Source organism: Betaproteobacteria bacterium (assembly GCA_016720065.1).
Taxonomy (GTDB): Bacteria; Pseudomonadota; Gammaproteobacteria; order Burkholderiales; family Rhodocyclaceae; genus SSSZ01.
The window spans coordinates 2,628,374-2,647,004 of record JADJXY010000002.1; the positions used below are offsets into that span (position 1 = coordinate 2,628,374).

10 protein-coding genes are annotated in these 18,631 nt (G+C 69.0%); 5 read left to right on the top strand and 5 right to left on the bottom strand.

What is annotated here, in order from left to right:
* Positions 1-14 precede the first annotated feature (14 nt).
* Positions 15-4,589 (bottom strand): hypothetical protein, encoded by a 4,575-nt coding sequence (locus tag IPM73_15555; GenBank protein MBK8919417.1) that lies wholly within the window; start codon positions 4,587-4,589, stop codon positions 15-17.
* A 75-nt stretch (positions 4,590-4,664) separates the two neighbouring features.
* Here IPM73_15555 and IPM73_15560 point away from each other — a divergent pair, with 75 nt between their 5' ends.
* Positions 4,665-7,607, top strand: coding sequence for a tetratricopeptide repeat protein (locus tag IPM73_15560; GenBank protein ID MBK8919418.1), 2,943 nt, complete (start codon positions 4,665-4,667; stop codon positions 7,605-7,607).
* A gap of 78 nt (positions 7,608-7,685) precedes the next feature.
* Positions 7,686-7,946 carry a hypothetical protein gene (locus tag IPM73_15565; GenBank protein MBK8919419.1) on the top strand — a complete coding sequence of 87 codons (261 nt, stop codon included), beginning with the start codon at positions 7,686-7,688 and terminating at the stop codon, positions 7,944-7,946.
* Between the two features lie 37 nt (positions 7,947-7,983).
* Here the strand turns inward: IPM73_15565 and IPM73_15570 are convergent, their stop codons facing one another.
* Both IPM73_15570 and IPM73_15575 read right to left on the bottom strand, forming a co-directional pair.
* Positions 7,984-8,439, bottom strand: coding sequence for a DUF2442 domain-containing protein (locus IPM73_15570; protein ID MBK8919420.1), 456 nt, complete (start codon positions 8,437-8,439; stop codon positions 7,984-7,986).
* Complete coding sequence (locus IPM73_15575) at positions 8,436-8,666, bottom strand: DUF4160 domain-containing protein (protein ID MBK8919421.1); 231 nt, start codon at positions 8,664-8,666, stop codon at positions 8,436-8,438. The genes IPM73_15570 and IPM73_15575 overlap by 4 nt, the downstream gene beginning before the upstream one ends.
* 17 nt (positions 8,667-8,683) lie before the next feature.
* Between IPM73_15575 and IPM73_15580 the strand changes: the two genes are divergently transcribed.
* On the top strand, positions 8,684-8,824 hold the full coding sequence (locus IPM73_15580; protein MBK8919422.1) for a hypothetical protein: 141 nt from the start codon (positions 8,684-8,686) through the stop codon (positions 8,822-8,824).
* 14 nt (positions 8,825-8,838) lie between these two features.
* Here the strand turns inward: IPM73_15580 and IPM73_15585 are convergent, their stop codons facing one another.
* Positions 8,839-12,102: a cobalamin-dependent protein gene (locus tag IPM73_15585; GenBank protein ID MBK8919423.1), complete on the bottom strand. Its 3,264-nt coding sequence runs from the start codon at positions 12,100-12,102 to the stop codon at positions 8,839-8,841.
* A 244-nt stretch (positions 12,103-12,346) separates the two neighbouring features.
* Between IPM73_15585 and folE the strand changes: the two genes are divergently transcribed.
* Both folE and IPM73_15595 read left to right on the top strand, forming a co-directional pair.
* Complete coding sequence (gene folE, locus IPM73_15590; GenBank protein MBK8919424.1) at positions 12,347-12,961, top strand: GTP cyclohydrolase I FolE; 615 nt, start codon at positions 12,347-12,349, stop codon at positions 12,959-12,961.
* A gap of 87 nt (positions 12,962-13,048) precedes the next feature.
* Entirely contained in the window at positions 13,049-16,519 is a 3,471-nt protein-coding gene (locus IPM73_15595; protein ID MBK8919425.1) for a caspase family protein, read from the top strand.
* A 334-nt stretch (positions 16,520-16,853) separates the two neighbouring features.
* Here the strand turns inward: IPM73_15595 and IPM73_15600 are convergent, their stop codons facing one another.
* Positions 16,854-18,557, bottom strand: coding sequence for a rhomboid family intramembrane serine protease (locus tag IPM73_15600; GenBank protein MBK8919426.1), 1,704 nt, complete (start codon positions 18,555-18,557; stop codon positions 16,854-16,856).
* Positions 18,558-18,631 lie beyond the last annotated feature (74 nt).

Here is an 18,631-nt window from a genome sequence, read left to right on the forward strand (position 1 = left end):
GGGGAAGGAGGGCCTCAGGGGGCGGCGATGATCTCGAAGGCCGCCACGTGGACATTGGGCATTTCGGTGATGCCCGGCTTGTTGTCGAAGTCGAAGTGGGTGGCGAGCACCCAGGACGCTCCGTCGTGGTAGTAGGAATCGGCCACCTGGATGGTGTCGTCGTAGTGCCAGAACCAGGTATCCCCCGCCCCCAGGGCTGCCGCCTGCTGGGTGGCCAGGTCTCCGGCGCCTTCGACGAAATTGCCGAAGTCGTCGAAATAGACGGTCCCGGGCGTGAAGCTGGCGCTGCGTACGACGAGGACATCGGCCGTGGAATCAAAGCTGTGCACCGTATCGACGCTGGTGTCGTCGAGGATGAAGGTGTCGGCGCCGAAGCCCCCGTAAAGATGGTCCTCGCCTGTACCCCCTTCGAGGGTATCGTCGCCGTTACCGCCGCGCAGGGTGTCGTCGCCAGCGCCTCCGATGAGCACGTCGTCGCCGCCCACACCCAGAAGTTCGCCCCCGTTCTGCCCGCCGGTCAGGGTGTTGTCCAGGTTGTTGCCGATGAGAGTTACGTTGAGGGCATCGTCCAGGTTGCCGCCGCCGTTGTCGTAGGTGGCGTTTTCCACATTCCAGGCGTTGACCGCCATGTTGTAGCCGGAGATCGAAACCAGAATGGAATCGATGCCGCCGCCCGCGCCGTCCTCGACGAGGCGGTCGAGGAGGTTGTCGACCCCGTAGAGATCGTCACCGGCGCCGCCCACCAGGGTGTCGGCGCTGGCACCGCCGTCCAGGGTATCGTTGTCGCCGCCGCCGACGATCAGATTGGCGAGGGCGTTGCCGCTCAGGTCGAAGCGCGTGTCGGCCAGATAGGCGCCGCCCTGGCTGCCGAAGACGATCAGGTGGTCGTCGTTGCCCACCAGGAGATTGTCCACATTGGCGTCCAGGGTGTAGGTGACGAGGTCCACATCCAGGGATCCGCCCCCCTGCAGGAGCACCGCCGTGTCGGTGCCGCCCCCCACCGCTTCCACCGTGGTAATGGCGTCGCCGCTCAGGAGGAAGACGTCGTCGCCCAGGCCGCCGACCAGGGTGGCCATGCCGCTGCCTCCGAAGGCCGTGCTGGCAAAGGCTTCCAGGATGTCGGCATTGGCGCCACCGTCCAGGCGGACATTGAGGTCGGGCAGGCCGCCGGCACCGTCGTCCCATATCTCGCCCAGGGCGGTCAGGCGATCCGCGTTGGCGGAGCCGGTCACCGCGACAACCCGGCTGGTCGCCGCCCCGGCGCTGCCGTGATTGAGGAGCGATGCCAGTTGCAGGGCTTCCACGTTGGCCGGCAGCGCATAGGAATAGGTCTGCACGCCGGCCACGGTGGTGGAGGCCATGACCGACAGGGCGAGGTTGAGGCTGACGGTGTCGAAACCCTCGCCCGCCACTTCGGTCACCGCGTCGCCATTGCGCACCTGATACCAGTCGTTGCCCTTGCCGCCGAAGAGGGTATCGACGGTGCTCAGGTCGAATGAGGTGGACTCAAGGATGAAATCGTAACTACCGGAGATCAGTTCATCGTTGCCCTCAAACCCCCGCAGCACGTCGGCACCGCTTCCGCCGATGAGAAAATCGTTCCCCAACCCTCCGCCCACGGTGTCGCTCGCGGCGCCGCCATCAAGAATGAAGCTCACCCCCGCAGCGGAAACCCCGCTTTCGGTCGTACCCTGAAGGATGTTGGCCAGCGCGTTGCCGGTGGCAAAATGGGTGCCCGCAGCGATGCCATGGACGGTGAGTTGTTCCACGTTGGCCGCCAGGGTGAATTCCCCCTGCTCCATATGGGTCGCCGCCAGATAGGTATGGACCAGGTCGGTCCCCGCGCCTGACCCCTCGGTGACCACCGTGTTGGCGGCGCGCAGTTCGTAGGTATCGTTGCCGCCGGCGCCGGCCAGGGTGGCGGCGAAGGTGGTATTGGCGACATCGTCCCCCAGGAGGTTGGCGTTGGCGTCCCCGGTCAGGGTGTGGGCGGCCGTGGAGGCGCGCATGTAGCCGTTTTCCACGTTGGCACCGTTGCCGGCCCCCAGGGTGAGGCTGAAATCCTGGGCGTAGATCGTATCGCTGCCCCCGGCGGCAGCCTCGGTCACCGTGTCGGTTTCCTGCACGAAGTAGCTGTCGTTGCCGCCGGCGCCGATGAAAACGTCCGTCCCGGCCCCGCTGACGAAGGCATTGGCCCCGGTGGTACCGGTGACGTTGACGCCGACGGTGGTGGTCACCGTAACGTTCTCGACATTGGCGAAGAGCGCATTGGTGAGGTTGAGCGAATGAGCGCCGGCGATGCGGTCGTCCAGGGTATCGGTGCCCGCCGCGGCCCCTTCGACCAGCTTGTCGAGAATGTTGTGGAGGATGTAGGTGTCGTTGCCGGCGCCGCCGATCATCGTGACCCCATTGGTCCCCGCCCCGGCGGTGCGGCCGTCGTCGTTGAGCACGTCGTTGCCGCTGTTGCCGATGATGGTATTGGTGGCGCCGTTGCCGGTCAGGGTCAGGCCCGCGGTGCTGGTGCCGACCAGGGTTTCGACATACCCCTTGCCCACCAGGTTGTAGCTCACCGCGGCGCTCACCGTGTCGCTCCCCTGGCCGGACCATTCGTAAACATGGTCGGTGGCGGAATCGACGACATAGACGTCGTTGTCCTGCCCACCGTACATCGTGTCGTTGCCCGCACCGCCGTCCAGGGTGTCGTTGCCGATCTGGCCGTAGAGGCGGTCGTTCCCCCCCAGGCCGAAGAGACGGTCGTTGCCGTCGTTGCCAAAGAGGCCGTTGGCCGCGGCGTTGCCGATGATCAGGTTGGCGCTCTCGTTGCCAACCCCGTTGATGGCGTCGATGCCCGCCAGGGTGAGGTTTTCCACATTGCGGCTCAGCGCGTAGCTCACCGAGGAATAGACCGTGTCGGCGGTACTGGCCAGGGCGGTGGCCGACTCGATGATGGAATCGCCGCTGTCGTCCACCACATAGGTGTCGTTGCCGTCACCGCCGATCAGGATGTCGGCCCCCATGCGCCCGTCCAGGGTGTCGTTGCCCGCTCCGCCGGCCAGGTAGTCGCCGATCTCGCCATTGCTGCCCACCAGGAGGTTGGCGCTGCCGTTGCCCACCACTTCGATCGCCGTCCCATGCAGGCCGTCGGCCACCAGATTTTCCACTTCCGCCGCCAGGTTACCCAGGCGGACCACGCCGGGGGCGTCGAAGCCCACATCGTCCAGGGCGTCCTGCAGGAATTCGAGGGACTCTTCCTGCTGTTCGGTCAGGTCGGCCACGGGGCGGGACAGGTCCTCCACCAGATAGACCGTGTCGTTGCCGCCGCCCGCCGCTTCGACGATGCGGGGCATGGGGTTGGTGTAGCCGTTGTTGCTCACCAGAGCGGCGACGTGCAGAAGATACACGTCGTCCCCGGCGCCGCCGTTGAGGGTGAAATTGGCCGTGTTGCCGGATGCCGAGGGGTACAGCCCTGCCCCCGCCGCGATATCCGGGTCGAGGGGCGCCAGGGCGAGCACGTCGTTGCCCAGGCCACCCAGGAGGGAATCGCTGCCCAGTCCCAGGGCGACGAGCAGGTCGTTGCCGACGCCTCCGTCGAGGATGTCGTTGTCGCTGAAGCTCCCGGGGAGGCTGAAGCCCGGCTCGGCTTCGAGTCCGTTGCCCACCAGGATATCGGCCCCTTCACCCCCCTGCAGGTTGTCATTGCCCCACAGGCCGCGCAGTTCGTCGTCTCCCAGACCCCCGATGAGGGTGTTGTTGCCGCTGTTGCCTTCCAGGTCGTTGCCCAGGGCATTGCCGGTCAAGGCGATGGCGGCGGTCCCTTCGACCAGGACGCCCGCCTCGACATTGGCCGCCAGGGAATAGCTTGCCGCGGCCAGCACCGTGTCGTAGCCGGCATCGAGTCCTTCGACGATGAGGTCGGTGGCGGCGTCCACCGCGTAGGTGTCGTCGCCCTTGCCTCCGGCCATGGCATCGACGCCGGTGCCGCCCACCAGATGGTCATTGCCGTCTCCGCCCACCAGGCTGTCGTTGCCGGCACCCCCATCGAGGGTGAAGGAAATCTGGCTGCGGGCCAGGGCGTTGTCACCCCCCAGCAGATCGAAGTCGGTGATGGCCGTGATGATGTTGTTGAGGGCGTTGCCCGTCGCCGTTCGGTGAAGGGCCGCGCCGGGATCCCCGTCATCGCCCAACCCTGCGTTGGCCGCGTGCACGAAGTTGACCCAGATTTGCAGGTTTTCGACATTGGCGCCCAGACTATAGCCATCGAGGACCGTGGCCACCGTATCGCTGCCTTCACCGGCATTTTCGACGACGGTGTCGCCAGCATGGTCCACTTGGTAGAGGTCGTTGCCCAGGCCACCCATCATCAGATTGGCAATCTTGGCGTCATCGGGATCGGCATAGACGCCCCCCACGGCAGCGACATAGTCTCCCTGGTGGGAGCGGTCCGCCCCCGCGGCCAGGGAAATGAAGGCATCGTCTCCGGCAGTCCCCATCACCACCAGGGGAGGGATGACGCTGGTTTCCACCGCCCACACCAGGGTGCCCCCGGAATCGACAATATCAAAATCGTAATTGGTGATAAAAATAGCCATAAACCCCCCTAAAATGCGCCGGAAATATCAACGAACCGTGATAGTCAGCGATCATAGCATGGCCCTCCCGCACCCATGACAAACCGCAGTCCCCCGCCCGCCACCCCGACCCACGACACCTCGGCCTGCACCGGCCTCGCCCTGATGGCCGCCGGAAACTTCGCTGGCGCCGAAGTCGCATTCCTGGCGGACCTCGCCGCCGCCCCGGAGCGCAGCGAAGCCCATTTCCACCTGGGCCTGAACGCCTATGCCGCCGGTCGCCTGGAGCAGGCCGAGGCCCACTGGCTGGCCGCTCTGGCGCGCCAGAGCCCCGACCTCGCCTGGCACCTCGCCGCCCTGGCGCTGCGCCGGGAAGACTGGCGCCGAGGCTGGCTTCTGGCCGAAGCACGCTTCTGCAAGCGGGATCGCCCCGTCCCCCGCCGCCACGCGGACCTGCCCGCCTGGGAAGGCGAAGCCCTGGCCGAAAATTCCCTGCTCCTCTGGGGTGACCAGGGCCTGGGAGACCAGATCCAGTTCGCCCGCTTCATCCCCCAGGTGCAGGCCCGCTGCCCCCGCCTGCGGCTGGAGGTGGACGCGCCTCTCGTCCGATTGTTCGCCGCCCTTTTCCCCGGCCTCCCGGTCGGCGAAGCGGGCAAGACGCCGCCCGACCCCGGCAGTCGGCAGCAATGCCTGGCATCCCTGCCCCGCATTCTCGACGCCTGCGGCGACGCTGCCCTGGCCGGCGGCCCGGCCTACGGCACACTCGGCGCTGCTGTCCGGGCGCCCTGGCAGCAGCGCCTCGGCCCCCGCCAGCGCCCCCGGGTGGGCCTGGCCTGGGCCGGCAATCCGCAACACCCCAACGACGCGGCCCGTTCGGTGGGCCTCGCCGCCCTGGCCCCCCTCTTCGCCCTGGCGGAGCGCTGCGACTTCCACACCCTCCAGGTGGGCGGTCGCGCCGCCGAAGGGGCGGGTTCCGGGCTACCCTGCGTGGACTGGTCCGGCCAGATCGCCGATTTTTACGACAGCGCCGGCCTCGTCGCCGAACTGGATCTGGTCGTCACCGTGGACAGCGCCGTGGCGCACCTGGCCGGCGCCCTGGGCAAGCCGGTGTGGATTATGGTCCCCGCCGTGCCCGACTGGCGCTGGGGCGACGCCCGGGGCGAGGCGACCCTGTGGTATCCCACGGCCCGCCTCTTTCGCCAGGCGGCGCCCGGCGATTGGGGCCCGGTGGTCGCCAGGCTGGTGAGCGCCCTGGAAGCGCAATTTCCCGCTGCCCCCTCCGCTCCAGGCCGGAAGCAGAAGAAGGCCGAGCCCCGCGGCGTCCTTGTCCCCGACCCTGCCACCGCCGACGAAGCCACCTGCCTGCGGCGCCTGGCCGCAGACCCCCTGCACCGCCCCAGCCTCGTCCGTCTGGCCCAGTTGGCGCCCAAGAGCGCCGACCCCAAACGCCTGCTGCCCGTGTTCCACCGCGGCCGCAGCCATCCCGAGGCCGCCCTCATGCTGGCCCGGCTGCTGGTGCGCCTCGACAAGAAGAAAGCCGCCCTCGCCCTCCTGCGTCCCCTCACCGGCCACCAGCCGAAACTCGCCTACGCCTGGCTGCTGCGCAGTGACCTCGCCCGCCAGTTGCACCGGGCCGAGGAAGCCATCGACGCCGCCCGCCAGGCCCTCAGCCTGGACGACAACAGTGGCGAAGCCTGGCTCCACCTGGCCAACGCCCTGCGCGAGGGAAAGGACTTGCCCGAGGCCCTGGCCGCCATCCAGCGCGCCGCCGAGCTCTCACCCCGTTCCCCCGGCATCCTCAACAACCTTGGCGTGCTGCAGAAAGAAGACGGCCGCCTGGAAGAAGCGGTGGCCACCTACCGCCGCGCCCTGGCCGTCGAGCCCCGCAACGCCGCCGCCACCACCAACCTGGGCAGCGCCCTGCGCGATCTGGGCCGCTTCGACGAATCCCTGGCCTGCTTCCGGCGCGCCCTGGAGAGCGACCCGGGCAACCCCGACACCTGGTTCGGCCTGGGCAACACCCTCAAGGAATCGGGCCGGGTCCCGGAGGCCATCGCCGCCTTCCGCGAGGCCCTGGCCCGCAAGCCCGATCACGTCGATGTGCAGGTGAATCTCTCCCTCCTCCTCCTGCTCACCGGCCAGTTCGGCGACGGCTGGGATCTCTACGAACAGCGCTTCCACCGCCCCAAGAATCCCGTGCGTCCCCGCCGCTTTGCGCAGCCCCTCTGGCAAGGGGATTCCCTGGCGGGCCAACGCCTGCTGGTCTGGGGCGAGCAGGGTGCCGGCGACAAGATCATGGCCGCCCGCCTGCTGCCCGAGGTGGCCGCCGAAGCCGCCGCCTTGGTGGTGGAAACCGACGCCCGCCTGCTGCGCCTGCTGGCGGCCAATTTCCCCGCTTACACCTGGGTGACCGAAGCCACCCCGGCCGACCCGGCCACGGCGACGGCAACCCGGCAGGCCCCCCTGCTCTCCCTCGCCCGCTTTCGTCGCCGCAGCCTGGCCGCCTTCGGTGACGGCCGCCCCTACCTGACGGCCGACGCCGCCCAGACCGCGGCCTGGAAGGAGCGCCTCGCCGGCCTGGCCGGCCGCCGCGTGGGCCTGGTCTGGGCGGGCAGCCCCACCCACCAGAACGACGCCCGCCGCTCCCTGCCCCTGGAGCGCTTCGCGCCGCTCTTCGCGCAACCCGGGGTCAGCTTCGTCAGCCTGCAAGTGGGCCCCGATGCGGCCCAGGCAGCCGCCAGCGGCCTGCCCCTGGCGGACTTCAGCGCCGATCTGGGGGACTACGCCGACTCCGCCGCCCTCATTGCCAATCTGGATCTGGTCATCGCGGTGGACACCTCGGTCGCGCACCTGGCCGCAGCCCTGGGCGTCCCCACCTGGATTCTCGTCCCCTTCCACCCCGACTGGCGCTGGCTCGACAGCGCCCCCGACAGCACCCCCTGGTATGCCGCGGCGCGACTCTTCCGGCAGCCGGCCTACGGGGATTGGGAGAGCGTCGTCGAGCGGGTGAGGCGGGCGCTTGAAGTGCTCATGTCTTGACCCTGGAATTTCGCTTGGGCACCGAAAGTCCACTCTTCCTTCGACAAGTCTGTCCTGAAAGCCAGTGAAAATTCGTGGATGCACCCTCCCGGTGAGTGGTCCGTTCGCCCTGATCGGCTGCCCAGGTACCGATTCCGCCTGGCATGGGGGGTTGATCAAGGGCACCCTGATCGCAAGAGTCCGCACTTCGCCAACAACGATGCCCGTCACATCCTGTACAACACGACTACCGGCGGGCTGTATGACAACGCCGATGGCGCAGGGGCCGGGGCACCGACCCTGATCGCCATCCTGGATGGGGCGCCGACGCTGGACAGTACGGATTTCCTGATCGTGTAGGGGGCCGCCGGGCATCGGCCTGCGGGGGCGACCCGTCTCAGGCGGCCTTGCGCAAGCCCTGTTCGACCTCCCAGCCCAAGCAGGCCAGCCACACGGTTTTCGGGATCGGCTTCCGGCCTGAGAGGTAGTAGTTCAGCATCCGGCGACTGACGCCTATGGCCTGGGCCGCTGCCTGCTGAGTCAGGCCGTTGTCGTGCAGCCAGTTGAGCAGGCGTTCATGTCCGATACCACCGGCCTGTTCCACCGCCAGATGGCGCAGGGTGTCGGCGGCCATCTCCAGTTCATCTTCTCTCCAGACCAGATAGCCGCCGCGGGCATCCAGCCGCACCGCGGCAAACAGCACCGCATCGGCCAGGGGCGCCAGCGCAGGGTAGGCCCGGATCACGGGTGCGAGGTCGAGGGAATGTTCGGCGCCATCGGCAAAGCTCAGACGTAGCTGCGCCGGGCCGGTCACTTCAACCTGGGTCAGGGAATGTTGCGGATCGTGGATCATGGGTTGCACTCCTCGAAACAAGACCGGGCGGCATCGCGGTGGGTGGCGATCCAGGCCAGGGCCTCCCGGATTTCGGAAGACCGCACCGTCCGACTGACCACTTCCAGCGAATCCAGGAACACCATCGCGTCGCGGCGATCCGCCAAGACCACGTGCACATGGGGCGGGCGATGATCGGGAACGTTGACCCGGATGGTCATGGTGGGCAAGCGGTGGAGAGTCGGCACCGGGCGATTATTGTGCAATGGTTGCACACCGTCAAGCACGAATCGACGTCAGCACCGGTGGCCTCTATTGCAACGCCGATGGGGCCGGGGCACCGACCCTGATCGCCATCCTGGATGGGGCGCCGACGCTGGACAGTACGGATTTCCTGATCGTGTAGGGGGCCGCCGGCCCCTACATATTGCGTCGATACTGCCCGCCCACCTCGTAGAGGGCGGCGGTGATCTGGCCCAGGGAACAGCAGCGCACGGTTTCCATGAGGGCGGCGAAGACGTTGCCGCCCGCCAGGGCAACAGCCTTGAGGCGGGCCAGTTGCCCCGGGGCGGTGTCGGAGTGGCGGGTTTGAAATTCCCGCAGGCGACGGATCTGGGCGCGCTTTTCCTCCTCGCTGGAACGGGCCGGGGCGATGGCGGGGGCGCTTGCCGCCACGGGCGCAACGAAGGTATTGACGCCGACGATGGGGTAGCTGCCGTCGTGCTTCTTCCTTTCGTAGAGCAAGGATTCTTCCTGGATGCGGCCACGCTGGTAGCCGCTTTCCATGGCGCCCAGGACGCCGCCCCGGGCGGCCAGGGCGTCGAATTCCCTGAGCACCGCTTCTTCCACCAGGTCGGTCAGCTCCTCGACGACGAAGGCGCCCTGGTTGGGATTTTCGCAGCGGGCGAGACCCCATTCGCGATTGATGATGAGCTGGATGGCCAGAGCCCGCCGCACCGAAGCGTCGGTGGGCGTGGTGATGGCCTCGTCGTAGGCGTTGGTGTGCAGGCTGTTGCAGTGGTCGTAGACGGCGATGAGGGCCTGCAGGGTGGTGCGGATGTCGTTGAAATCGATTTCCTGGGCGTGGAGCGAGCGACCGCTGGTCTGGATGTGGTACTTCAATTTCTGGCTGCGTTCCCCGGCGCCGTAACGGTGCTTCAGGGCGATGGCCCAGATGCGCCGAGCCACGCGACCGAGGACGGCGTATTCCGGCTCCATGCCGTTGGAAAAGAAGAAGGACAGGTTGGGGGCAAAGTCGTCGATGGCCATGCCCCGGGCCAGATAGGCCTCCACGTAGGTAAAGCCATTGGCCAGGGTGAAGGCGAGCTGGCTGATGGGATTGGCCCCCGCTTCGGCGATGTGGTAGCCGGAAATGGACACGGAGTAGAAGTTGCGCACCCGGTGGGCGACGAAATACTCCTGGACGTCGCCCATCAGTTTCAAGGCGAACTCGGTGGAGAAAATGCAGGTGTTCTGGCCCTGATCCTCCTTGAGGATGTCGGCCTGGACGGTGCCGCGCACGGCGGCCAGAGTGCAGGCCAGGAGGGCTTCTTCTTCCTGCGCCTGCGGCGGACGGCCGTGCTCGGCGCGAAAGCGGGCCCGCTGCTGGTCGAGGGCGGTGTTGAAGTACATGGCCAGCAGGATGGGAGCCGGACCGTTGATGGTCATCGACACCGAGGTGGCCGGGTCGCAGAGATCGAAGCCGGCGTAGAGCGCCTGCATGTCGTCCAGGGTGGCGACGGAGACGCCGGCGTTGCCGATCTTGCCGTAGATGTCCGGGCGCTCGTCGGGGTCGCAGCCGTACAGCGTCACCGAATCGAAGGCGGTGGACAGGCGCCGGGCGGGCATGCCGGCGGAAAGGGCATGGAAGCGGCGGTTGGTGCGGGCCGGATCGCCCTCGCCGGCGAACATGCGCGTCGCGTCCTCGGTCTCGCGCTTGAAGGGGAAGACCCCGGCGGTGAAGGGAAAATAGCCGGGCAGGTTCTCCCGCTGCAGGAAGCGAAGGAGGTCGCCGGCATCGGCGTAGCGGGGCAGGCTGACCTTGGGCAGCGAGGTGCCGGAAAGGGTTTCCCGCCGCAGACGGGTGCGCATCTCCCGGCCACGCACGGCGCTGCTATGTTCCTCGCCGCCGTAAGCCGCAGCCAGGGCGGGCCAGGACTCCAGCAGACGCCGGGCATCCGGGTCCAAGGCCGCCTCGCGGGCCGCCAGGGCGGCTTCCAGGGCCGGCAGTTCCGGCGCCTGCCCCACGGCGCGCAGCAGCTCACGGGCGGTGGCCAGGGCCTGGCGCTCGTGGGCGATGCGCGCCTGGGCTTCGACCCGGGCGTGGTAGCCGCGGACCGTGTCGGCGACTTCGGCCAGATGGCGCCTGCGGGCGGCCGGCACGATGGCCGGGGCAGCGCCGGCGTGACGGCCCGCCACGGGCGCCAGGCGCCCCGGGCCGAGCGTGAGGCCCTTCTCCCTCAGGAGCGGCACCAGGGCCTGGTAGAGGGCGGTCACACCATCGTCGTTGAAGCGGGCGGCCTGGGTGCCGAAGACGGGCATGGCCGCCGGCGCCTCGGCGAAGCGGGCGCGGTTGCGCTGCACCTGTTTCTGCACGTCGCGCAGGGCATCTTCGGCGCCGGGGCGGTCGAACTTGTTCACCGCCACACAGTGGGCGAAATCGAGCATGTCGATCTTTTCCAGTTGCGAGGCGGCGCCGAACTCGGGGGTCATGACGTAGAGGGCCACGTCGGCCAGGGCGGCGATGGCGGCGTCCCCCTGGCCGATGCCGGCGGTCTCCACCAGCACCAGGTCGAACCCCGCCAGCTTGCAGGCGGCCACCGCCGCCGGCAGGGCCGCGGACACTTCGCTGCCCGCCCCCCGCGTAGCCAGGGAGCGCATGAAGATTCCTGCGTGATCGATGGCGTTCATGCGGATGCGGTCGCCCAGCAAGGCCCCGCCGCTGCGCCGCCGGGTGGGATCGACGGAAAGGATGGCGATGGACAGGCGATCCTCCTGATCGAGGCGCAGGCGGCGCACCAGTTCATCGGCCAGGGAGGACTTGCCCGCGCCGCCCGTGCCAGTGATACCCAGAACGGGCACCGGCAGGCCGGACGCCGCCGCGACCAGTTCCGCCCCCAACTCCGGCAGGGCGCCGTTCTCCAGAGCGGTGACGAGGCGCGCCAGGAAGCGGCGATCCCCGCTCCGCAACCCCTGCAGCGCCGCTTCGCCCGTGTACCCCGCCGCCGGATCGAAGTCGCAGGCGGCCAGCACCTCGTCGATCATGCCCTGCAAACCGAGGCGGGCGCCGTCTTCCGGCGAGTAGAGACGGGTGACACCATAGGCCTGCAAGGCGGCGATTTCCTGCGGCAGGATGACCCCGCCGCCCCCACCGAAGACCTTGATTCCCTCTCCCCCCTCGGCCCGCAAGCGATCGACCAGATAGCGGAAGAATTCCAGGTGCCCCCCTTGGTAGGAGGTGATCGCCACCCCCTGCACGTCCTCCTGCAGGGCCGCGGCGACGACTTCCCGCACCGAGCGGTTGTGGCCCAGGTGAATGACCTCGGCCCCCGCCGCCTGCATGAGGCGGCGCATCAGGTTGATGGCGGCGTCGTGACCGTCGAACAGCGCCGCCGCCGTGACGATGCGCACCCGGTGGCGGAGCGGGTTGGAGGTCTTGCGCTGGGGGGCGTCCGGGAAGGTCATGGCATGCGTCCGGGGCAGGGGCGCGCCCCCGGGGAGGGGGCGGGGCAAGCTCATGATACGCCGGCCAAAGCCGCCATGGCGCACCCGCCCGCCCCGTCGCCCGCTGCACGGCGGCACGGCGGCAACCCGGAATACGCGGAAAGGCGGTCACCGCGACACGGTCGCGAAGACACCTGGCAGCGGCGACATTTGGCAGCGGCTCCCGCCGGCGCTACCCTGTGGGAGTATCCGACCGGAGCCCGCCATGCCCGACCCTATCCCCTCCCCCGCCGCCACCGGCGTCGGCATTCCCCGTCCGGGAACCTTCGACCCCGCCGCCTTCGAGCAGGCGGTCACCGACCTGCTCAAGGCCTGCGGCATCGCCCCCGATACCCCCCACATGGGCCGCACCGCCCAGCGGGTACGGGAGTTATGGCAGAAGCGGCTGCTGGGGGGCTACGACCTGGACCCCGCCACGGCCCTGGGCGAGGGCTTCGAGGACGCCCGTTCCGACCTGGTCGTGGTGCGCGGCATCGCCGTCCACGGCGTGTGTCCCCACCATCTGGTGCCCTTCCGCGGCGTCGCCCACGTCGCCTACCTGCCCGGCGGCCGTCTGCACGGCTTCGGCCGCATCGCCCGCCTGGTGGATGCCATCGGCCACCGCTTCACCTACCAGGAATGGATGACCCGCGACATCGCCGACGCCCTGGTGCGCTACGGCCAAGCCGCCGGCGCCGCCTGCGTCATCGAAGCGGAACAGCTCTGCCTGCTCCTGGGCGAGGACCGCCGGGGCGACGAACGGGTGGTGACCCAGGCCTTTTCCGGCGCCTTCGTGGATTCGGAATCCCTGCGCCACCAGTTCCTGCATGCCATCGGCTGAGTCGTCTGCGGGGAAGGGCTTGCGGCGGCAGGCGCACCAGGCCGCCCGGCCCGGACAAGCGACGCCCCACCGCCCCGGAGGAGCATCGTGAGAGCCGTGTTGGCCATCACCCTTTCGCTGGCCCTGTGGCAGTCGGCTGCAAGTCTTGCCGATTCCACGCCGCAGCCCGAGGTCTTTCTGCAACTGGGTCACGCCGGACTCATCCAGGCCGTTGCGGTTTCGCCCGATGGTGCCTTCATCGCCTCAGCCGATTTCTCCGGCGTGACCAAGCTCTGGAAGGCGGGAAGCCACAAGGAGATCGGCAGTTTCCCCAAGGTTTCGATGCCTGTCTTGCGGCTGGCCTGGGCGCCGGACGGCCGGCACCTCTTCGCGAGTACGGCCGACGGGCGCCTGCTGTGGCTCGACGCGCAACGCCTCGAACAGATCCGCGAGTCGTCTTGCGCAACTTCGGGGCGCCTGAAGGAAGTGCGGGCCATCGCCGTCAGCCGTGACGGTAGCGAAGTGGCGTGCGGCAACCTGGACGGTGACCTGGCGGTATTTTCGGTGGACGACGGATCCCTTCGCCGCCTCATCGACGCGGGCGGTGACGGCATCCGGGCCCTGGCCACGACTCCGGACGGAGCGGCCATCGTCGCCGGGGGGGCGGGCAGGATTCAGCGCTTCTCCTGGAAGGACGGACGTCGCCTGGGCGCCTTTCCCGTCCCCGATCTGGTGTCCGACCTGGTGCTCTTCAGGAACTCGCCGCAGGTGGCGGTAAGTTTCGGCTTTCTGTTCCACGGCAAGGAAACCACCCTGCGCATTTACCATCTCGACTCCGGCCGGGAAGACTACGCGCTGACCGGTTCGCTTGGGGGCAGTCAGAGCCTCGCGCTGAGCCCCGACGAGAAGACGCTCTACAGCGGCCCCTTCCAGCGCGTCGATGGGGGCGCAAAGACGCTCGCCGCAATGTTCGTCAGCGATTTTCGCATTCAGGCCTGGGATCTGGAGCGCAGGGTCATCGCCCGCTCCCTGGCAGGCCATGGAGGCAGCGTGGCCGGCTTGGCGCTGAATCCCCAGGGCGACCAGCTCTATTCTGCTTCCTGGGACGGATCGCTGCGGGCGTGGAGCCCCGCCGACGGTGCGCAGGAACGTCTGGCCGCGAGGAGCGAGAGCCCGGCAGCGGTTTTCGCCGTCGAAGGAGGTTTTGCAAGCGCCGCGCCGGAGGGAGACCTCAGTGTCTGGGATGGCAGCACCGGCGAGCGCGTGCGCCGCATCCGTGCGCCGCTTCCCGAGGCGCTGCAGGGACGCCCGTTTTCACTTCAGGGCGTCGTGGCGAACGGGTCGGGCCAGATGGTCAGCGTTGCCCACGATGGCGTGGACGCCATCCTGGTTCGGCGCATCGCTGCGAGCGGCGCGGTCGCGGCCACGGTGATCAGGGCCGACGGCGAGGCATGGCATTCGCCGGAGGCCGCGCAGCAACTCGGGGCGCCCGGCGAGGGGGCGAAGCGCCGGGTCTTCCCGCTGCTTGCACGGGCAGCGCTCGCCGCCCAGGGAACCCGGGTTTACCTGGCGGTCAAATACTTTGCCCCAGGCAATCTCTTCACGTTCTATTCGCGCGTTGCGGTCTGGGATGTGGGCGAAGAGCGCCTGCTGGGCTTTCTACCCGGCCTCATCGCGGGGGAAATCTCGGCGCTGAGCCTCAGTCCCGACGCGGGCACCCTGTTTCTGGGCAGCAGCCAGGCGCTCAGGGCGGAAGTCGATGCCCCCCGGGAGACCCGCCTGTCGGCCTACCGGGTGGCGGACGGTGCCGAACTCTGGTCCAGGGACTATTCGCGCCATGGAGCCCCGGAGCTCATTGCAGCGAGCCCTGACGGCAGCCACGCTGCCGTCGTCACGGGGCACCGGCTGGCCGCCTTCGACCCCCGCTCGGGTCAGGAATTCCGGACGCTGGGCGGGGCGCAAAAGCGCCTCGCCGCCCTGGCCTTTTCTCCCGACGGTCAGGTGCTGGTCGGTGGCGGCCATGACGCGCAGCTGCTCGCCTGGGATGTCGCGAGCGGCGAACTCCTCGCCCGTCTGGCCGGCCACGCCGGGACCATCAGGTCCCTCAGCTTCCTGGCCGCGGGCAAGCGCGTACTCTCGGCCGGCGACGACCACCAGATCAAGATGTGGGACCTTGCCGGGCGCGAGGAAATGCTCACCTTCGCCGCCTTTGCGGGGGAGCCCGGGGACTGGGCTGCCCTCACCCCGCAGGGGTATTTCGCTGCATCGCCGGGAGGAGCGGAATTGGTCGGGTTTCGCCTCGGCAACCGTCTGTACCACCTGAATCAGTTCTACGACCTGTTCTATCGCCCCGACCTGGTGCGTCGCCGCCTCGCCGGAGAACCCTTCGCGCACCTGGGCAGCGACCGCATCGAGCAGGCCATCACCCAGCCGCCGCCCGATGTCGAGCTGCGTACGGCACCTGGGGCCATGGGAGCCCCTGCCCGCACACTGCACCTCACCGTGCGCGCCACCGGCGGCGGTATCGGGGAAGTGCGGGTCTTTCACAACGGCAAGCTGGTCCGTTCCGATACGCCGGCCCAACGCTTGGCGCTTGCGGCACCGATCTCTGCCGCCGCCCCATCGCCGCGGCGTACCCGCGGCCTGGCGAGTATCCTGCGCCCGACGCTGTCGCATCTCGAGCGCCCCGGCAAGGGCGAATCATTCTCCGAGACCCTGGAGGTCACCCCCGTCGCCGGCGACAACGAGATCGCCGCGCTCGCATTCAATCGCAACAACACCGTCCACAGCCGCATCGTCACCGCGAATTTCGTCTCCCGGCGCTCCGCGCCACCCCCCCGCACCTTCCTGGTCGCGGTGGGCGTCGACCGCTTCCGCTCCGGGGAGCGCGACAGCCTCAAATACGCCGCCAAGGACGCCAGGGAACTGGCCACCTTCCTGGCCGCCCGGGCCGCCAGGATCGAACTGGGGAAGCTGACCGACGTCATTGCCTTGCTCGACCGCCGCGCCACCAAGGCGGGCATCACCGCCGCGCTGGAGTCCGTGGCGCGCCGCGCCGGACCCCAGGATGCGCTGGTGCTCTTCGTGGCCACCCATGGCCTGCTGGATGAGGCGGGCTACTTCCTGCTCACCCACGACTTCGAGGGGCCGGAGAGCCCTCACGGCATCCTCGGCGCCGGCGAAATCATCGACCTGCTGAAGCGCGTCCCCGCCCAGCGTCAACTGCTCATCCTGGACACCTGCCACGCCGGCGGCATGAACCCGAACCTCGACGGCCTCTACGATGCCCGGATCACCGTGTTTGCCCGAAACGCCGGGCTGCACGTCTTCGCTTCCTCGGGAAGCCTGGAGGAGGCCCTGGACGATGTCGGCGGCAATGGATTGCTGACCTCGGCGCTGCTCTCCGGACTCAAGGCCCCCGATGCCGACGCGAACGATGATGGGCACCTCGCGGTCTCGGAGTGGGGCGACTTCGGGCGCCGCCGCGTCCTCGACCTTGCCCGCGATGCCGGCCACCGCCAGACCCCCCTGATCCTGCGCTACGGTCGGGATTTCCCGGTTTTTCGCCTACGCCCCTGAGCATCAAGATCATCCCGGTGGACGGTCTGGGCCGTGGCGGCGCAGGCGCCCAAGCCGAAGGCACTGGGCCGGCCAGCGGCAATCTGGCCGAACAGGCTGTCAGCGCAGCCCTCGCCTATCGCGCCCAGCAACCCATCCTTGACGCGCTCCTGGCCGAAATCGGCATGAAGGGGGCAGCCTGGGCGGCTTGGTCGAGTCCGTGCGACAAGAAATCAGGCCCGAGCCACCCCCCGCGAGCTGACCACGGCGGGGCGCGCGCTCGCTGGCGCCCGGGCCGGCCCACCCCCCTCGCCCGTCGCTTGGAAGCGGGCGTGGAGCGGGGGCACGCGGGCGCTTACTCGCGGGTAGCCCCTCGGCCACCCCCCTTGACCAGCCGGGCGATCCGCTCGCCGCTGGCCTTGATCTCCGCCTCCAGCGCCCGGGCGCGTTCCGGGTCCGCGGCGACGCCTTCTCCACCGCCTTCCGGATAGTGGGTCTGCATGCGGGTGGCCTCGACGAGCAGATCGACCATGTGGCGCGTCTCGGCCAGGAAGGGGCGGCGGGGATCGGTGGGGCTCAGATAGGTCGCGCCCAATTCCTGCTGCACCCGCTGCAGCCGGGGCAGAAGGTTCTGGCGGCCCCAGTCGTCGAGTTGGCGCTCGCTCACGCGCCCAGCCTCCTTCTCCTTGAACTCGTGCTGCAGGGCCTTGATGGCGGCGTCGAATTCCGCCATGGCCCGCGGGAAGCGGGCGTTGCCGTCGTGCACCCCCGCCACGTCCACCTGGGCCGGTGGCGCCAGAGCCACGACCGCGGCCACCGTCGCCGCCGTGGCGACGCCCGCCACCGCGGCCCGGAAGCGCCAAGTGGCAGCGAAGTGCTCGAGATCGAAGCGCTCGGGCAGCACCAAGGCCAGGAGACAGCCGCCGACGAGCCCGCCGACGTGGGCGGCATTGTCGATGCCCTCCTGGACAAATCCGAAGATGAGGGCGTAGCCGATGAAGAAGAGCAGGGAGCCGATCTGCTGCTTGCCGAAGGCCTTGGGCAGGCTGCTGCGGTGCTGCAGCAGCGCGACGAGCAGCGCCCCGGTAATGCCGAACACGGCGCCGGAAGCCCCCACGGCGACGACCTTCTGGGCACCGAAATGCAGGCTGAAGGCGCTGCCCAGGAGGGCGGAGCCAAGGTAGAGGAGGAGAAAGAGACGATGGCCGTAGATGCGTTCGACCACCGCTCCGGCGCTGGCCAGACCCACCATGTTCATGGCCAGATGGAGCAGCCCGCCGTGCAGGAAGGCGGCACTCAGCAGGCGCCAGACTTCGCCCCGCTGCACTTCGGAAGCGGCGTTGCCGCCCCAGGCGAGAAGCAAGTCGGCGCTGTTGTGCAGGAGAGTTCCCCCGTGGCCCAGGCCCCAGAGCCAGACGGCGCCGTTGGTCAGAACCAGGGTCCAGACGACCCAGGTGACGGGGGCCAGGGCGTAGAGCCGATCGTGGAATTCCCGCTCCTCGACCAGGGGATCCCGCAGCAGCGCCTTGCCGCTCGCGGCCCGGCAGGCATTGAGCCGGGCGACGGCCGCCGCCAGAAGCCGTTCCTGGTCAGCCCCGTCCAGGGCGGACAGGGGCAGCGCCACCGCCTTCCCGCCCCCCTCCAGCGCAAAGGAGAGCCCGGCCCCCCCGGCGCCCAGGCCAAAGTCGACTCCAGCCACTTCCTCCCAGAGCAGGCGTTTCTGCCCGCCGGCAAAGGATTCCGAGGCGATGCCCTGCCCGTCCAGACTCACCGCGGGGCGAGCGGGATCGAGACGATGCCGGAATTTCCATTCCGCCCAGGCGAGGCCCGCGGCACAAAGCGCCAGCCCCACCGCCCCTTCCAGCGGCGCCCGCAGCAGGAGCAGCAGGCAAACCCCGGCGATGAGCACGCCCGCCAGCCGCAGCATGCGGCGCGACGAACGCAGGCCGCAGTGGGCGCCGGGGTAGAAGTGGTCCGGGGCGGGGCCGGTGTCGGCAGAAAACGGCTGGGTCATGACTGCGAGGGAGGCAGGGAGAGCGAGATTGTACTTCTCACGCATAGCCCCGCGGGACCGGGACCACGGGCAAGGGCAAGAGCCATGGTCACCGGCCCCCCGGCGTGCCGCCGCACGCC